15 protein-coding genes and 6 tRNA genes are annotated in these 13,566 nt (G+C 72.3%); 9 read left to right on the top strand and 12 right to left on the bottom strand.

The features are described from left to right. Positions 1-2: 2 nt before the first annotated feature. Positions 3-74: transfer RNA gene (locus tag BEK98_RS14680), tRNA-Val, on the bottom strand. Between the two features lie 61 nt (positions 75-135). Next, entirely contained in the window at positions 136-612 is a 477-nt protein-coding gene (locus BEK98_RS14675; protein ID WP_094216934.1) for a TIGR02611 family protein, read from the bottom strand. Between the two features lie 191 nt (positions 613-803). Here BEK98_RS14675 and BEK98_RS14670 point away from each other — a divergent pair, with 191 nt between their 5' ends. Continuing rightward, a complete protein-coding gene (locus tag BEK98_RS14670) occupies positions 804-1,217 on the top strand; it encodes an SsgA family sporulation/cell division regulator (protein WP_004002642.1) in 414 nt (137 codons plus the stop codon). 303 nt (positions 1,218-1,520) lie between these two features. After that, a complete protein-coding gene (locus BEK98_RS14665; protein WP_094216933.1) occupies positions 1,521-2,081 on the top strand; it encodes a CGNR zinc finger domain-containing protein in 561 nt (186 codons plus the stop codon). A gap of 64 nt (positions 2,082-2,145) precedes the next feature. Here BEK98_RS14665 and BEK98_RS48975 read toward each other — a convergent pair whose 3' ends face one another. Beyond that, entirely contained in the window at positions 2,146-2,298 is a 153-nt protein-coding gene (locus tag BEK98_RS48975) for a hypothetical protein (RefSeq protein ID WP_165289388.1), read from the bottom strand. 121 nt (positions 2,299-2,419) lie between these two features. Further along, complete coding sequence (locus tag BEK98_RS14660) at positions 2,420-2,863, bottom strand: hypothetical protein (protein WP_094216932.1); 444 nt, start codon at positions 2,861-2,863, stop codon at positions 2,420-2,422. A 190-nt stretch (positions 2,864-3,053) separates the two neighbouring features. Here BEK98_RS14660 and BEK98_RS14655 point away from each other — a divergent pair, with 190 nt between their 5' ends. Then, positions 3,054-3,578, top strand: a complete 525-nt coding sequence (locus tag BEK98_RS14655) for a DsbA family protein (protein ID WP_208643106.1) — start codon at positions 3,054-3,056, stop codon at positions 3,576-3,578. A gap of 7 nt (positions 3,579-3,585) precedes the next feature. On the opposite strand, the gene BEK98_RS14650 is transcribed toward BEK98_RS14655, so the two are convergent. Genes BEK98_RS14650 through BEK98_RS14640 form a run of 3 tightly spaced genes read right to left on the bottom strand, consistent with a single transcriptional unit; the run spans position 3,586 to position 6,340 of the window. Next, positions 3,586-4,410, bottom strand: a complete 825-nt coding sequence (locus BEK98_RS14650) for a GNAT family N-acetyltransferase (protein ID WP_094216930.1) — start codon at positions 4,408-4,410, stop codon at positions 3,586-3,588. 56 nt (positions 4,411-4,466) lie between these two features. Next, a complete protein-coding gene (locus tag BEK98_RS14645; protein ID WP_094216929.1) occupies positions 4,467-5,288 on the bottom strand; it encodes an aminotransferase class IV in 822 nt (273 codons plus the stop codon). Beyond that, positions 5,285-6,340, bottom strand: a complete 1,056-nt coding sequence (locus BEK98_RS14640) for a chorismate-binding protein (RefSeq protein ID WP_094216928.1) — start codon at positions 6,338-6,340, stop codon at positions 5,285-5,287. The genes BEK98_RS14645 and BEK98_RS14640 overlap by 4 nt, the downstream gene beginning before the upstream one ends. A gap of 178 nt (positions 6,341-6,518) precedes the next feature. On the opposite strand from BEK98_RS14640, the gene BEK98_RS14635 reads away from it, so the two are divergent. From BEK98_RS14635 to BEK98_RS14615, 5 genes are all read left to right on the top strand, one after another. Further along, positions 6,519-6,591, top strand: a tRNA-Gly gene (locus BEK98_RS14635). 38 nt (positions 6,592-6,629) lie between these two features. Continuing rightward, a tRNA-Cys gene (locus BEK98_RS14630) sits at positions 6,630-6,703 on the top strand. 1 nt (position 6,704) lies between these two features. Next, positions 6,705-6,776 (top strand) — tRNA-Val (locus BEK98_RS14625). A 47-nt stretch (positions 6,777-6,823) separates the two neighbouring features. Continuing rightward, positions 6,824-6,895, top strand: a tRNA-Val gene (locus BEK98_RS14620). A gap of 29 nt (positions 6,896-6,924) precedes the next feature. Then, positions 6,925-6,996: transfer RNA gene (locus BEK98_RS14615), tRNA-Val, on the top strand. 67 nt (positions 6,997-7,063) lie between these two features. On the opposite strand, the gene BEK98_RS14610 is transcribed toward BEK98_RS14615, so the two are convergent. From BEK98_RS14610 to BEK98_RS48970, 3 genes are all read right to left on the bottom strand, one after another. After that, the gene (locus BEK98_RS14610) at positions 7,064-7,369 is read right to left on the bottom strand and encodes a TFIIB-type zinc ribbon-containing protein (RefSeq protein ID WP_094216927.1); all 306 of its coding nucleotides are present in this window, start codon (positions 7,367-7,369) and stop codon (positions 7,064-7,066) included. An 80-nt stretch (positions 7,370-7,449) separates the two neighbouring features. Next, positions 7,450-8,394 (bottom strand): phosphotransferase family protein, encoded by a 945-nt coding sequence (locus tag BEK98_RS14605; protein WP_094216926.1) that lies wholly within the window; start codon positions 8,392-8,394, stop codon positions 7,450-7,452. Positions 8,395-9,016: 622 nt separating this feature from the next. Continuing rightward, positions 9,017-9,193, bottom strand: coding sequence for a hypothetical protein (locus tag BEK98_RS48970; protein ID WP_094216925.1), 177 nt, complete (start codon positions 9,191-9,193; stop codon positions 9,017-9,019). Between the two features lie 602 nt (positions 9,194-9,795). Here BEK98_RS48970 and BEK98_RS14595 point away from each other — a divergent pair. Next, complete coding sequence (locus BEK98_RS14595; protein ID WP_244201859.1) at positions 9,796-11,190, top strand: serine/threonine-protein kinase; 1,395 nt, start codon at positions 9,796-9,798, stop codon at positions 11,188-11,190. Between the two features lie 16 nt (positions 11,191-11,206). On the opposite strand, the gene BEK98_RS14590 is transcribed toward BEK98_RS14595, so the two are convergent. After that, complete coding sequence (locus BEK98_RS14590; RefSeq protein WP_094216924.1) at positions 11,207-12,025, bottom strand: TrmH family RNA methyltransferase; 819 nt, start codon at positions 12,023-12,025, stop codon at positions 11,207-11,209. A 98-nt stretch (positions 12,026-12,123) separates the two neighbouring features. Further along, on the bottom strand, positions 12,124-13,356 hold the full coding sequence (gene cobA, locus BEK98_RS14585) for a uroporphyrinogen-III C-methyltransferase (RefSeq protein ID WP_094216923.1): 1,233 nt from the start codon (positions 13,354-13,356) through the stop codon (positions 12,124-12,126). Positions 13,357-13,566: the final 210 nt, after the last annotated feature.

Genomic DNA, 13,566 nt, shown 5'->3' with positions numbered 1-13,566 from the left:
GGTGGGCGATACTGGGTTCGAACCAGTGACCTCTTCGGTGTGAACGAAGCGCTCTCCCACTGAGCTAATCGCCCGGGCGCAGGAAGAACATTACCCCATGTCAGGGGGTGCCTCCGACCATGCCCGGGTCCGTGATCACTGGTCCTTGATCTTCCACGGCATCACGATGCCGAACTTCCACAGGTAGACCCCGACGAGCACGCCCACGATCACCAGGCCGATCACCGTCAGCGTGATGTTCCGGCGGCGCACCCTGGGATCGAGGGCCTTCTGGGCCGCCTCGGTGACCTTGCGCTTCGTCCAGCGCAGCACGAGCTGGGCCCAGACGAACTCGGTCGCCCAGATCGCCATGCCCCCGAAGATCACCACCCAGCCCGGGCCGGGCAGCGGAAGCATGATGATGCCCGCCACGACGACCGCGAGGCCGACCACGAAGACGCCGACCTGCCAGCTCAGATGCAGGGCCCGGCGGGCCTTGATGAAGGCCGGCGCCCGGGAGCCGAGCTCCCGCTCGGACTGCTCCGCGCCCGCTGCCGTGTCCGTCTTGCTTGCCTTGTCCGCGTTGTCCGCCGCCACGGCGACCTCACCCGGCTCGTCACTCCCCGTATTCATACAGACAAACCCTACCGGAGTGAATCCAGTCACCGGAATGGTCGTAGATCTCGTACGAGTTCTCGGCCGGAAGAGTTACGTAAACACACGCAAAACCCTCAGAGGGGTTTACAACGGCACCGTAGGTGGCATGTCGATTTCGCCGACGTGCGAATCCCCGAGCGCACACTGAGCGAAAGGCCCTGGCGCTTATGAACACCACGGTCAGCTGCGAGCTGCACCTGCGCCTCGTTGTGTCGAGCGAGTCCTCCCTGCCTGTCCCCGCAGGCCTGCGGTACGACACGGCCGACCCCTACGCCGTGCACGCCACCTTCCACACCGGAGCCGAGGAGACCGTCGAGTGGGTGTTCGCCCGCGACCTCCTCGCCGAGGGGCTGCACCGGCCCACCGGCACCGGCGACGTCCGCGTCTGGCCGTCCCGCAGTCACGGTCAGGGCGTCGTCTGCATCGCCCTGAGCTCCCCGGAGGGGGAGGCCCTGCTGGAAGCCCCGGCGCGGGCCCTGGAGTCGTTCCTGAAGCGAACCGACGCCGCCGTGCCGCCCGGCACGGAACACCGGCACTTCGATCTGGATCAGGAGCTCTCGCACATCCTGGCGGAGAGCTAGGCCGCGGCCCCTCGAAGCCGCCCGGCGCCGTCCACTCGGGGAGACGGCTCGGGCCAAGACAACCGCATACGGCACAGACCCGCGCCGTCACCGTGAGTGTTCACGGGGCGGCGTCGGCCTGTTTTCCGGCCACATCCCGGCATATCGTGCAGGCACGGGTCGGACTCGGGAACCGCCGAGGGCACGGAGGCGTTCTACCGGGCAATCGCCGGTGGGCGGCACCCGGTGCGCTGCGCACGGTTGTCGCTACCATCGGCCAGCATCGGCGGGCGCCCGCCCGACACCCAGGCCAGGGAGCGAAACGTGCTGATCACCCACGACACCCGGTGCGCCCTCGACACCGTGGTGGATCTGGTGAACACCGCGCCGGAGGACGACACGACGGCGGACGGGCTGCCGGATGTCGCGGCTCTCGCTGATTTCGTGCGCGGCCACGCGATCAGCGATGTCGGGGTGCTGTCGGAGTTCGACCTGTCGGCGGTGCGCAAGGTCCGGGGCCGGTTCGCGGGGATCTTCGCCGCCCCGGACGCCCGGTCCGCCGCGGGGATGATCAACGAGCTGGTCGCCGCGGCCGGCACCACGCCACGCCTGACGGACCACGACGACTACGACTGGCATGTGCACTACTTCGCTCCGGGCGCGTCCGTGGCGGACCACCTGGCGGCCGACTGCGGGATGGCGCTCGCCTTCTTCGTGGTGGCCGGGGAGCAGGAACGGCTGCGGCGCTGCGAGGCACCGGACTGCCGGCGGGCCTTCGTGGATCTCTCCCGCAACCGCTCGCGCCGCTACTGCGACAGCCGCACCTGCGGGAACCGGCTGCATGTGGCCGCCTACCGGGCCCGGCGCAAGGAGGCGACGGGCTGATCCCCGGGGACACTCCCGGTCGACGCCGGTCCCGGCGGGTGACGCCGGGACGGACGTGTACGGCTCACAGCAACAGCAGGTCGTGCAGCGCAGCCATGAGGAGCAGACACCCGATCACCGCAAGGAAGATCATCAGCGGTGGCTGGGATAGGGCGAAGAGGCATCCACGCGGCTCGTCCTTCGGCGGCGCGGCCTCGCTCTGTCTCGTGTCCAGCATCTCTCGGTGATGATGACCCAGGGGTTGCCCCGTTGGCGATCACCACACCCTCGGAGTGCGGTACTGCACCGATTTCCGTACCGGCCCGTTCGACTTGCTTCCGGTTGTGAACGGTTTCAGGTCATATGCCGTGCTTCTTGAGGATGGCCTCGATGTCGCTGAAGTCGTCGCCGGAGGTGGTGGAGCGCGGGGCGCTCGCGGGCGGGGCGGCCGGCCGGGTCGCCGGGCCCAGCGAGGGGGCCGAGGCCGCCGGGGCCACCGCGTCACGTCCGGCGGCCCGCGCCGCCTTGCGCTCCGCACGGGTGCCCCCGCGCCTGCGCTCCACGGCCCGTGTCGTCGCCAACAGCGCCCAGGCCACGCCCAGCACACCGAAGCCGGCCCAGGCTGTCGGGCTCAACGCCGTGTCGGCCAACCAGCCGACGACACCCGTCATCACCAGGCCCAACGGGACGAGCGCGTAGGCGGCGATGCGGGCGGCCGTCAGGAAACGCTTGCGGTAGGCGGTGACCGCGGCAACGCCCAGGCCGGCCGCGGAGACGGCGGAACACACGGTCTCGGCAATCATCCGGTCCTCCTGGCGGTCTCGGCGGCGCGGGGTGCGCTTCGTCCCTTCCATCCTGCACCGCCCGGTCCTCGCGATGCCATGCTCCGGCCCGACATCAGGGAGATCTCCGGGTCGTCTCCTCCCGAGGTGCCGCTGGACGCCGTACCGTCCCGATTCGGCCCCAGGGGTCCCGCCTGGAAGACTGGTGCGCATGAGCGACTCCTCCCCCGCACGCGCCGAAGCCCTCGTCCTCGACGTCTGGTGCGAACTGCAGTGCCCCGACTGCCGCAGCGCCCTGGACGACCTCCGTGCCCTGCGCGCCCGCTACGGCGACCGGCTGGAGCTGCGGCTGCGGCACTTCCCGCTGGAGAAGCACAAGCACGCCTTCGCCGCCGCCCAGGCCGCCGAGGAGGCGCTGGAGCAGGGGCAGGGCTGGCCCTACGTCGAGGCGGTCCTCGGCCGGGTCCAGGAGCTGGACCGTGAGGGAGAACCCTTCCTGGTCGAAGTCGCCCGTGAACTCGGGCTGGACGCCGAGGAGTTCGACACCGCGCTCATCGACGGGCGGCACATCCTGATCGTCGACGCCGACCAGGCCGAGGGCAAGGCGATCGGCGTCACCGGCACGCCGACCTATGTCATCGGCGGCGAGCGCCTCGACGGCGGCAAGAGCCAGGAGGGGCTGCGCGAGCGCGTCGAGGAGATCGCGGACCGGCTGCTGGCCGGGCCGCAGGCCTGACCGGCTGCTACGGCAGGTCCTTGTAGAGGGAGTACCGCGTCGTCTCGTAACCGAGCGACTCGTACAGCCGCTCGGCCGGGGTGTTGCCGGCGAAGACGTTGAGGCCGAGGACGCGGCGGCCGGCGTCGATCGCCTGCCGCTCCGCCAGCAGCATGAGCGTACGGCCGTGCCCTCGGCCGCGGTGGGCCCCGTCGGCCTCCACGTCGAAGACGTAGGCCTTGTCGTCCTGCAGGGACACCCACAGCGTGCCGACCCGCGCGCCCTCGTGTTCGAGCACGCTGAACAGCATGTTCTCGGTGTCGCGCCCGCGCGGCAGCAGCGTCTCGTGGTCGTGGCGCGACTTGGCGTACGCCTCGGCCTCGGCCACGCCCCGCTCGATCCAGACGCGTGCGTAGGCCTCCGACTCGTACGCGAGCCACGCCTCGTACTCGGCCTCGTTCATGGGGTGCGCCAGGCTGCCGGCGGGCAGTTCGGGCGGGACCTCGCCGAGCGGCTTCTCCATGCCGCGGCTGCGGTGGACGTAGCCGAGCGCGTCGAAGAGCCGCAGCGCGGGGCTGGCGTCGCCGGGGACGCTCGTCTCGATCTGCCGGCAGCCCCAGCTGCGGGCCACCTCCTCGGCGGCGAGCACGGCCACCGTGCCCCGGCCGCGGCGGCGGTCCGGCTCTTCGATGCGCAGGTCCCGTATCTGAGCCATCGCATCACCGAAGGCGAGCGAGGTGCCGAGATGCATCGAGCCGACGGGGCGGCTGTTGACACACACCTGGTAGCGGCGTGAGCGCGTCCCGTCGGCGTGGCGCTGGAGCGGCTCGGTCGGCCGCAGGGTCGTCGTCATCACGGAGGTTCTACCCGCTTCGGAGCCCCCGGGTCAGCCGAATTTCCCCGCGTCCGTCAGGGGTCCAGGTCCTCCCCGGCCCGGTCCTCGAAGACGCGCATGGCCTTCGCGGTGACCGGGCCCGGCACAGCGGGCAGTTCCCGGTCGTCGATGCGGTGCACGGCCTGGACGTCCCGCAGGGTGGAGGTGAGGAAGACCTCGTCGGCCCGCTCCAGGACGTCCAGCGGCAGGTCGGTCTCCTTGGCGCCGGTCCACTCGACGGCGAGGGCGCGGGTGATGCCGGGCAGGCAGCCGGAGGCGATCGGCGGGGTGTGGATCTCGCCGTCCAGGACCACGAAGACGTTCGACCCGGTGCCCTCGCAGAGCTGTCCGACCGTGTTGCCGAACAGCGCCTCGGAGGCGCCGTGTTGGTGGGCGCGGGAGAGGGCGACGACGTTCTCGGCGTACGAGGTGGTCTTCAGGCCGGTGAGGGCGCCGCGCTCGTTGCGGGTCCAGGGGACGGTGATCACGGCGGTGGCGTCGGGGCGGCGCGCGGTCTCGCCGAGCGCGACCACCAGGGTCGGGCCGTGCTCGCCGCGGTCGGAGCCGAGCGGGCCGTGGCCGCCGGTGTAGGTGATGCGCAGCCGGCCCAGCGGCATCGGGTTGGCCTCCAGGACGGCCGCGCAGGCGCGGCGGACCTCGGCGTGGTCGGGGTCCGGCAGGCCGAGGCCGCGGGCCGAGCGGGTCAGCCGGTCGAGGTGCCGGGTGAGCGCGAACGGCTGCCCGTCGACCGCCTTCACCGTCTCGAAGATGCCGTCGCCGACGGTCAGCCCGTGGTCGAAGACGGAGACCCGGGCCGACTCCATGTCCTGCAGCCCGCCGTCCAGCCAGATCCTCATGTCAGAGCCCTTCCGCTCTCCTCGTACGTCCCCGACGCTACCGCGAGCAGCCGCGACGCCTTCAGCTCGGTCTCGCGCCACTCCCCCTCGGGATCGGATCCCCAGGTGATGCCGGCACCCGTGCCGAAGCGGAGCATCCCGGCGCTCCGGTCGATCCAGAACGTCCGGATGCCCACGGCCAGCTCGCCGACGCCCCGGTCGGCGTCGACCCAGCCGATGCCGCCGCAGTACGGACCACGGGGTGCCGTCTCCAGCGCCTCGATGATCCTGAGGGCGCTCGACTTGGGGGCGCCGGTGACCGAGCCGGGCGGGAAGACCGCGGCGAGCAGGGCGGGCCAGCCGGCGCCGTCGCGCAGCTCGCCGCGGACGGTGGAGACCAGGTGGACCAGGCCGGGGTGCTTCTCCACGGCGCACAGGTCGGGGACGGTCACGCTGCCGGTGGCGCAGACGCGCCCGATGTCGTTGCGGACCAGGTCCACGATCATCACGTTCTCGGCGTAGTCCTTCTCCAGGAGGTCCGCCTCGGTCCGCCCGGTGCCCTTGATGGGGCCGGACTCGACCGTGCGGCCGTCCCGGCGCAGGAACAGCTCGGGCGAGGCGGTGGCGATCTCCACGCCGTGCTCCGGCAGCCGGATGGTGCCCGCGTACGGCGCCGGGTTGCCACGGGCCAGCAGGGCGGTCAGGGCGTCCACGTCGGCGTCGGGGGCGACCGGCGCGCTGAGCACCCGGCAGAGGTTGGCCTGGTAGACCTCGCCGGCCGCGATGTGCTCGCGGATCCGGCCGACGGCCGCCGTGTAGGCGGTGTGGTCCAGGGAGGTGGTCCAGTCCCCCACGGCGGGGCCGTGCCAGCCGCCCGGCACCGGGGCGGGCACCGGCTCCTCCCGTACGTGCGCGAAGCGGGCGCAGGTCAGCCGGCCCTCGAAGTCGGCACAGACGGCCCAGAAGCCGGTGGAGTCCAGGGCTGCGGGATCGTCGGTGACATCGAGGAGGCCGGTGGCGAGGCGGTCACCGAAGCGGGCGAGAGGAGGGAGGCCGGAAGGGAGGTCGAGCACGTGGTCGAGTCTAGGGCGGGTGGCCGAAAGGTGGCCCGGGTATGTCCCCTCGGGGGTGCTGACCACGGCGTCCGTCGGGTGCAGCGCAGCACGCTGCGCAAACGCGTTTTTGTGCTGGCCCGGGAATCCGCTAGAGTTCAACACGTCGCCGGGACGCGGAAGCGGACCGAAACGACAAGCGGACGTAGCTCAGTTGGTAGAGCGCAACCTTGCCAAGGTTGAGGTCGCGAGTTCGAGCCTCGTCGTCCGCTCGAAGGAAGAAGGGGTCATCCCGATCCCCTACACTCCTGGTGGAGTGGCCGAGAGGCGAGGCAACGGCCTGCAAAGCCGTCTACACGGGTTCAAATCCCGTCTCCACCTCCAAGGACGATTAGCTCAGCGGGAGAGCGCTTCCCTGACACGGAAGAGGTCACTGGTTCAATCCCAGTATCGTCCACTGGATCTTCTCGTAAGATCCACGGGTCTTCTCGGAGATCCTTGCCCGCGCGATTAGCTCAGCGGGAGAGCGCTTCCCTGACACGGAAGAGGTCACTGGTTCAATCCCAGTATCGCGCACTGTCTGTGATCCACGCATCACAGTCCGCGGACGATTAGCTCAGCGGGAGAGCGCTTCCCTGACACGGAAGAGGTCACTGGTTCAATCCCAGTATCGTCCACACAGCAAAGAGCCCCCGGCCGTCTCGTACGGCCGGGGGCTTCTTCGTGTGCTCGGCTTGCGTGGCCTCAGCTGGAGAACAGCATGTGGCCGAAGCTCTTGTGGCGGTGGTGGCCGCCGTGGCCGCCGTAGTGACCACCGCCGTGGCCGCCGCCGTGCGGGGCGCCCCAGGCGGGGGCGGGCGGGGCCGGGTACGCCTGCGGAGCGGCGGGCGGGGCCGGCGGGACGGGCTTGGCCCACTGGGACTCCAGCTGGGTCAGCGCCTCCAGCTCGCCGTAGTCGAGGAAGATGCCGCGGCAGCCGCTGCACTGCTCGATCTGGACGCCGTTGCGGTTGTAGGTGTGCATCGGCGCATGGCACTTCGGACACTGCATGGTCGGCTCAACTCCTCGCCGGTTGGTCCTGCTTCGTGTTTCCCCAGGACAGACTCCGTCCGGCCCCGGTCGGTTGCACCTTACGCCGGGAATCCGTGCGTCAACTGGTGGGGTACGGGGTTCATTCGGGCACAGGCCTCCACCAGGGCCTGTTCCACCTCGTCCAGCGGGCGGTCGGCCGCGAGCGCCTTGGTGAGCGCGCGGGCCGCAGTCTGCACGGTGAGGGCGCGGGCCGGGACGTCCAGCGCGGGCCAGGGGTCGCCGTCGGCGGGTACGGCGGGGCCGCCGGCCTCACGGTAGGCGGTCAGGAAGCGGGTCCACTCGTCGGGCGGGAGGAGTCCGCAGGCGTACCAGGCGGCGGGGCGGGCGAGGTCCCAGGCGGGGACGCCGACGCCGAGGTCGTCCACGTCTATCAGCCGCCAGGGGCCGTCGGGTGTGGGATGGCGGACGAGCTGGCCGAGGTGGAGGTCGCCGTGACAGAGGGCCGGGGTACCGGGCATGGGGGCCTCGGCGCGGGCCCAGGCGGGAAGGGCGCGCCAAGCCCGCAGGACGGGGGGTGCGGCCGGGTGGGGCGCCGCGCTCAGGGTCGTACGCAGGCGGTGGACGGCGTGGGCCGCTTTGGCGGGGCCGCGCATCGGGGGCAGGGAGTGGTCGGGAGCGGGCGTCCGGTGCAGCCGGGCGAGGAGGGTGGCGGCGGCTTCCCAGGGGGCGGCGTCCGGGTCGTCCGGGTCCACGGGGGCGCCGTACGGCCAGAAGGTCACCAGGCGGTGGTGCAGGGGGGCCGGGGTGGGGGTGAGCGGGGCGAGGAGGACATCCGGGAGGCGGGCTGCCGTGGCGAGGCGGAGGGTCAGCTCGGCGGGGTCGGTGTCCGGGGCGTGGGCCTTGGCGACGGTGTCGGCGTGGCGTACGACGGTGGCGTCGGGGCGGTCTGCGAGGGGGGTGTTGGCGCAGGCGCAGGTGGCTCCGCCGGGTTGGGGGTGGGCGGTGGCTGTGAGTTGTGCGGTGAGAGCGGTGAGTAGGTTCACGGGGGCCTCGGTGGGTGGGGATCGGGGTGAGCGTACGCGCGGGGTGCGGTGGTGGGGGTGCCGGGGCTGGGCGGGGTTGGGCTGGAGCCCGGTGTAGGGGCTGGGCTGGGCTGGAGCCCAGTGCTGGAGCTGGGCGGGGCTGCGCTGGTGCCCGGTACTGGGGCTGGGCGGGGGTTGGGTCGCTTGCCCGCGCTTGCGGGGTGCCGCTGCGCCCACCCGTGCCGCCCCAAGCGGCACGACTGCCCGCAGCTATGTAGGCATGACTGCCGCTGCCGGGTGGGCGCCGGTCCAGCGCACGACTGCCCGCAGCTATGTCGGCATGACTGCCGCTGTCGGGTGGGCTCCGCCCCAGCAACACGACCGCCCACAGCTACGCAGGTACGACGGCCGCTGCCGGGTGGGCGCCGGTCCTGCGGCCAACTGCCCGCAGCTATGTGGGTACGGCGGTGCTGATGCCCCCACCGGGCCGCAGTCGGCTACGGCGCGGGCCCAGAAAGGCGTAATGCCGGCGCAGCTCCCCAGCTGCGCCGGCATTTGTGCCGTCCTCCGCACCCCCGTCCCCACGGGGTTTCATGGATGGATGTCCCCGCCCGGACCGCTCTTCCGGGCCTGGGGTCGCCGCTCAGCGCCCCAGCATCGCACCCACGGACGACGCCTGTGTGGCCACTGTCTCCCAGCCGTCGAAGACGATGAGGAGCAGCGCCGCCAGGGGAAGGGCCATGAGCGTCGCCACCAGGGGGTGGCGGCGGCCCGTCCGGCGAGGAGCGAACGTCGTGCGTCGCGGTGCCGGGTGGGCCATGGTCCCTCTCCTGACCGTCTCGGTTGTTGTTGGCAGCGGCGGGTGCCTGACCTCGGGGGACGAGTGCTGCACCCGCCGCTTGACCTCAAATCTAGGCGCGCGGCCCTCGGCGGGCGTCATGCCTTCGTACCGAATCGCGGGCCTCCCGGAGGATGAGCCACGACCTGCGGAGTACTCCCCTGGGTGGAGACGGAGACCTAGGTCTCGGGGTCTTCCCGGAGGGGACGCCCGCTGTGTCCTGCCATTTCCGGACCGGCGGGCGGGTGGCGTGAGTGACTTCGATCACTTCGCGTGGGGTGAGGGGGTGCGGTGTGTCCGTGCGGCGGTCGGTCCGGGGTGGCGGGCGGGCGGCCGTCCGCGGTGTTCTTCCGGAGGGCGCTGCTCCCCGACCATGGTCACCCTGGCCGGGGCCAACCTCCCTGCCGTGTCCGCATGTTGATGTCACAGGCACCCCAAAGGCACCGCAGGGAGCGGCTTCCTGACCGCGTTTCACCTCGTGCTCCCGCCGCGCACAATCCATCCGCCCCAGAGGGCGCGGCCTCTGCGCGCAGGCGGCTGTGGAAACGTAAGCTGTGCCACGTCACAGGGACCGGGCAGCGGGGATGAACATGGCGATGATGCGCCTGAGGCGCGAGGACCCGCGCGTCGTCGGCTCGTTCAGGCTTCACCGACGGCTCGGCGCGGGCGGAATGGGCGTGGTCTACCTCGGCTCCGACAAGAAGGGGCAGCGGGTCGCGCTGAAGGTGATCCGGCCCGATCTGGCGGAGGACCAGGAGTTCCGGTCCCGGTTCGCCCGTGAGGTCTCGGCGGCCCGGCGCATCAGGGGCGGCTGCACCGCACGGCTGGTGGCGGCGGACCTGGAGGCGGAGCGGCCGTGGTTCGCGACGCAGTACGTGCCCGGGCCCTCCCTGCACGACAAGGTCGCCGACGAGGGCCCGCTCTTCGCGGCCGAGACGGCGGCGGTCGGCGCGGCCCTGTCCGAGGGACTCGTCGCCGTGCACGAGGCCGGTGTCGTCCACCGGGACCTGAAGCCCTCCAACATCCTGCTGTCCCCTAAGGGGCCGCGGATCATCGACTTCGGCATCGCCTGGGCGACCGGCGCCTCCACGCTCACCCACGTCGGCACCGCGGTCGGCTCCCCCGGCTTCCTCGCTCCCGAGCAGGTGCGCGGCGCGGCCGTCACCCCGGCGACGGACGTCTTCTCGCTCGGCGCCACCCTGGCCTACGCCTCGACCGGCGACTCGCCCTTCGGACAGGGCAGTTCCGAGGTGATGCTGTACCGCGTGGTGCACGAGGAGCCGCAGCTGCACGGCGTTCCGGACGCCCTCGCCCCCCTGGTGCGGGCCTGTCTGGCCAAGGATCCCGAGGACCGGCCCAGCACCCTTCAACTGTCGCTGCGGCTCAAGGAGATCGCCGCCCGCGAGGCCCAGGGCCTGGCCGACGTACGGCCGCCCGCACCGCGCGCCGCGGAGGCGGACCGGCCCACCGGACGGCTCGTGGACACCTATCCCGAGCAGCAGCGCACCCAGCGGCGCACCGCACCTGGCACCCCGGTGCCGCGCGCCGGCACGCCCTCCCGGAGCGGTACGCCCTCTCGGGGCGGCAGCGCCTCGCGCGGCGGGGGCGTCGTCTCCCGGCCGGGCACCGCCCGCCCCACCCCGGCCCCCCGCGCCGGCGGCCCGCGCTCCGGCAGCGGGAGCAGGCCCGGTCCGCGCAGCGGTACCGGGCGTCCGGCGCCGCGCGCGACGGGGACCGGCCGCCGCCCGGCCAACCCCCGGCTGCTGCGCCAGCGGCTGTTCGTGTTCGTGGTGGTGACGCTGCTGGTGGCGCTCGGCATCGCGGTGGCGCAGGGCTGTCAGGGCCCGGCGCGCGGGCTCGGCGGCGACGACCGTCGGCAGGAGCACGTACAGCCGAGCCTCAAGCCGCTGGACGACGGGAAGCTGATGTCGCAGCGGTACGAGTCGACGTTCGAGTCCGGCTCCGGCTCCGGGAACTGACCTCCCCGGGACCGGCTCAGGCGCCCGGCCGTCCCGAGGCGACCGCGTAGAAGGCCACCGCTGCCGCCGCGCCCACGTTGAGCGAGTCGACCCCGTGGGACATGGGGATGCGCACCCATTCGTCGGCGGCGACCAGCGCCTGGGTGGACAGGCCGTCACCCTCGGCGCCGAGCATCAGGGCCACCCGGTCCATCCGGTGCGGGGCGGCCTCGTCGAGGGACCTGGCCTTCTCGTCCGGGGTGAGCGCGAGGAGGGTGAAGCCGGCCTCGCGGACCGACTCCAGGCCCTTGGGCCAGGTCTCCAGACGGGCGTACGGCACGGAGAACACCGCTCCCATGGAGACCTTGACGCTACGGCGGTACAGCGGGTCGGCGCAGTCGGGCGACAGCAGCACCGCGTCCATGCCGAGGGCGGCCGCCGAACGGAAGATCGCGCCGATGTTGGTGTGGTCGTTGACCGACTCCATGACCACCACCCGGCGGGCGGAGCGGAGCAGTTCCGCCGCCGTCGGCAGAGGCTTGCGCTGCATGGAGGCGAGGGCGCCGCGGTGCACGTGGTAGCCGGTGACCTGCTCGGCGAGTTCCGGGCTGACCGCGTACACGGGGGCCGGGAGTTCGTCGATGACGTCGCGCATGACGTCGATCCACTTGGCCGAGAGCAGCATGGAGCGCATCTCGTAGCCGGCTTCCTTGGCCCTTCTGATGACCTTCTCGCCCTCGGCGATGAACAGGCCCTCGGCCGGCTCGCGCTTGCGGCGCAGTTCGACGTCGGTCAGGCCCGTGTAGTCGCGCAGGCGCGGGTCGTCGGGATCCTCAACGGTGATGAGATCGGCCACAGGGTGATACTGCCTTGTCCTACGTGTGGTGCCAACGGCTGGGAACGGGTTGTGTTACCCCGGGTTACGCGCCGGCTCCGCCGGCCGGGGCAGACGCATCAGGCCGCGGGCTCCGGGCCGACGTTCACGACCTCGCCGATGACGATGACCGCCGGGGGCTTCACGTCCTCGGCACGTACGGTCTCGGCGACCGTGGCGAGGGTCGCGTCCACGCGGCGCTGGGCGGCCGTCGTGCCCTCCTGGACGAGGGCGACGGGGGTCTCGGGCGACCTGCCGTGCGCGACGAGCGTCTCGGCGATCTTCCCGATCTTGTCGACGCCCATGAGGATCACGAGCGTGCCGGTCAGCTTGGCCAGCGACGGCCAGTCGACCAGGGAGCGCTCGTCGTCGGGGGCGACATGGCCGCTGACCACGGTGAACTCATGGGCGACGCCGCGGTGGGTGACCGGGATGCCGGCCGCGCCCGGGACGGAGATCGAGCTGGAGATGCCCGGCACGACCGTGCACGGGATGCCGACCTCGGCGAGCGCCTGGACCTCCTCCATGCCCCGGCCGAAGACGAACGGGTCGCCGCCCTTGAGCCGTACCACGGACTTGCCCTGCTTGGCGTGCTCGATGAGCGCGTTGTTGATGGCCTCCTGGGCCATGTAGCGGCCGTACGGGATCTTCGCGGCGTCGATGACCTCGACGTGCGGCGGGAGTTCGGCGAGCAGGTCGCGCGGGCCGAGCCGGTCCGCGATGACGACGTCGGCCTCGGCGAGCAGGCGGCGGCCGCGGACGGTGATGAGGTCCGGGTCGCCGGGGCCCCCGCCGACCAGGGCCACGCCGGGGGTGCGGGTGCGGTGGTGGGGCGCCACCAAGGTGCCGTCGCGCAGGCCCTCCACCACCGCGTCGCGGATGGCGGCGGTGTGGCGGGGGTCGCGGCCCTTGGCTTCCGTGGTGAGGACGGCGATCGTGACGCCCTCGCTGTGGCCGGTCGCCGGGGTCCAGGCCGTCGCCAGGTCGGCGTCGTCGGAACGGACGCACCAGACGCGGTGGCGCTCCGCTTCGGCGGAGGCGGCGGTGTTGGCCTCGGGGTCGCTGGTGGCGATGAGGGCGTACCAGGCGGCCGCGAGGTCGCCGTCCGCGTAGGGGCGCCGCTCCCAGGTGATCTCGCCCGCGTCCGCCATCGCCTCCACGGAGGGGGTCGCCTCGGGGGACACGAGGACGATGTCCGCGCCCGCCGCGATCAGGGCGGGGAGGCGGCGCTGGGCGACCTGGCCGCCGCCGAGGACGACCACTCGGCGGCCGGAGAGGCGGAGGCCTACGGGGTAGGCGGGGTGTTCGGCCATGAGGGACGGCTCCTCTTGCGGCTTGCGGTGGCCCTGACGTGCGGATTTTACGTTGGCTGAGGGGAGGGCGGCTCGGGTGTCCGGTGGCTGGGCAGCGTCGCCGACTGCGCGGCTGTGGGTGGTTGTGCCCACCCGTTCCTCCCCCAGTGCCTGAACGGCCTGGGGGGACCCCCAGCGGAACGACTGCCCACAACCACCGGCCGATGGAAA

Source organism: Streptomyces diastatochromogenes, assembly GCF_002242805.1.
Classification (GTDB): Bacteria; Actinomycetota; Actinomycetes; order Streptomycetales; family Streptomycetaceae; genus Streptomyces; species Streptomyces diastatochromogenes.
Note: the sequence above shows the minus strand (reverse complement) of the source record. Positions and strands in the feature narration are given on the sequence as shown.

Coding starts and splice junctions, on each gene's coding strand:
- BEK98_RS14675 (WP_094216934.1), bottom strand. CDS start 612: ATGAATACGGGGAGTGACGAGCCGGGTGAGGTCGCCGTGGCGGCGGAC.
- BEK98_RS14670 (WP_004002642.1), top strand. CDS start 804: ATGAACACCACGGTCAGCTGCGAGCTGCACCTGCGCCTCGTTGTGTCG.
- BEK98_RS48975 (WP_165289388.1), bottom strand. CDS start 2,298: ATGCTGGACACGAGACAGAGCGAGGCCGCGCCGCCGAAGGACGAGCCG.
- BEK98_RS14660 (WP_094216932.1), bottom strand. CDS start 2,863: ATGATTGCCGAGACCGTGTGTTCCGCCGTCTCCGCGGCCGGCCTGGGC.
- BEK98_RS14655 (WP_208643106.1), top strand. CDS start 3,054: ATGAGCGACTCCTCCCCCGCACGCGCCGAAGCCCTCGTCCTCGACGTC.
- BEK98_RS14650 (WP_094216930.1), bottom strand. CDS start 4,410: ATGACGACGACCCTGCGGCCGACCGAGCCGCTCCAGCGCCACGCCGAC.
- BEK98_RS14645 (WP_094216929.1), bottom strand. CDS start 5,288: ATGAGGATCTGGCTGGACGGCGGGCTGCAGGACATGGAGTCGGCCCGG.
- BEK98_RS14610 (WP_094216927.1), bottom strand. CDS start 7,369: ATGCAGTGTCCGAAGTGCCATGCGCCGATGCACACCTACAACCGCAAC.
- BEK98_RS48970 (WP_094216925.1), bottom strand. CDS start 9,193: ATGGCCCACCCGGCACCGCGACGCACGACGTTCGCTCCTCGCCGGACG.
- BEK98_RS14595 (WP_244201859.1), top strand. CDS start 9,796: ATGAACATGGCGATGATGCGCCTGAGGCGCGAGGACCCGCGCGTCGTC.
- cobA (WP_094216923.1), bottom strand. CDS start 13,356: ATGGCCGAACACCCCGCCTACCCCGTAGGCCTCCGCCTCTCCGGCCGC.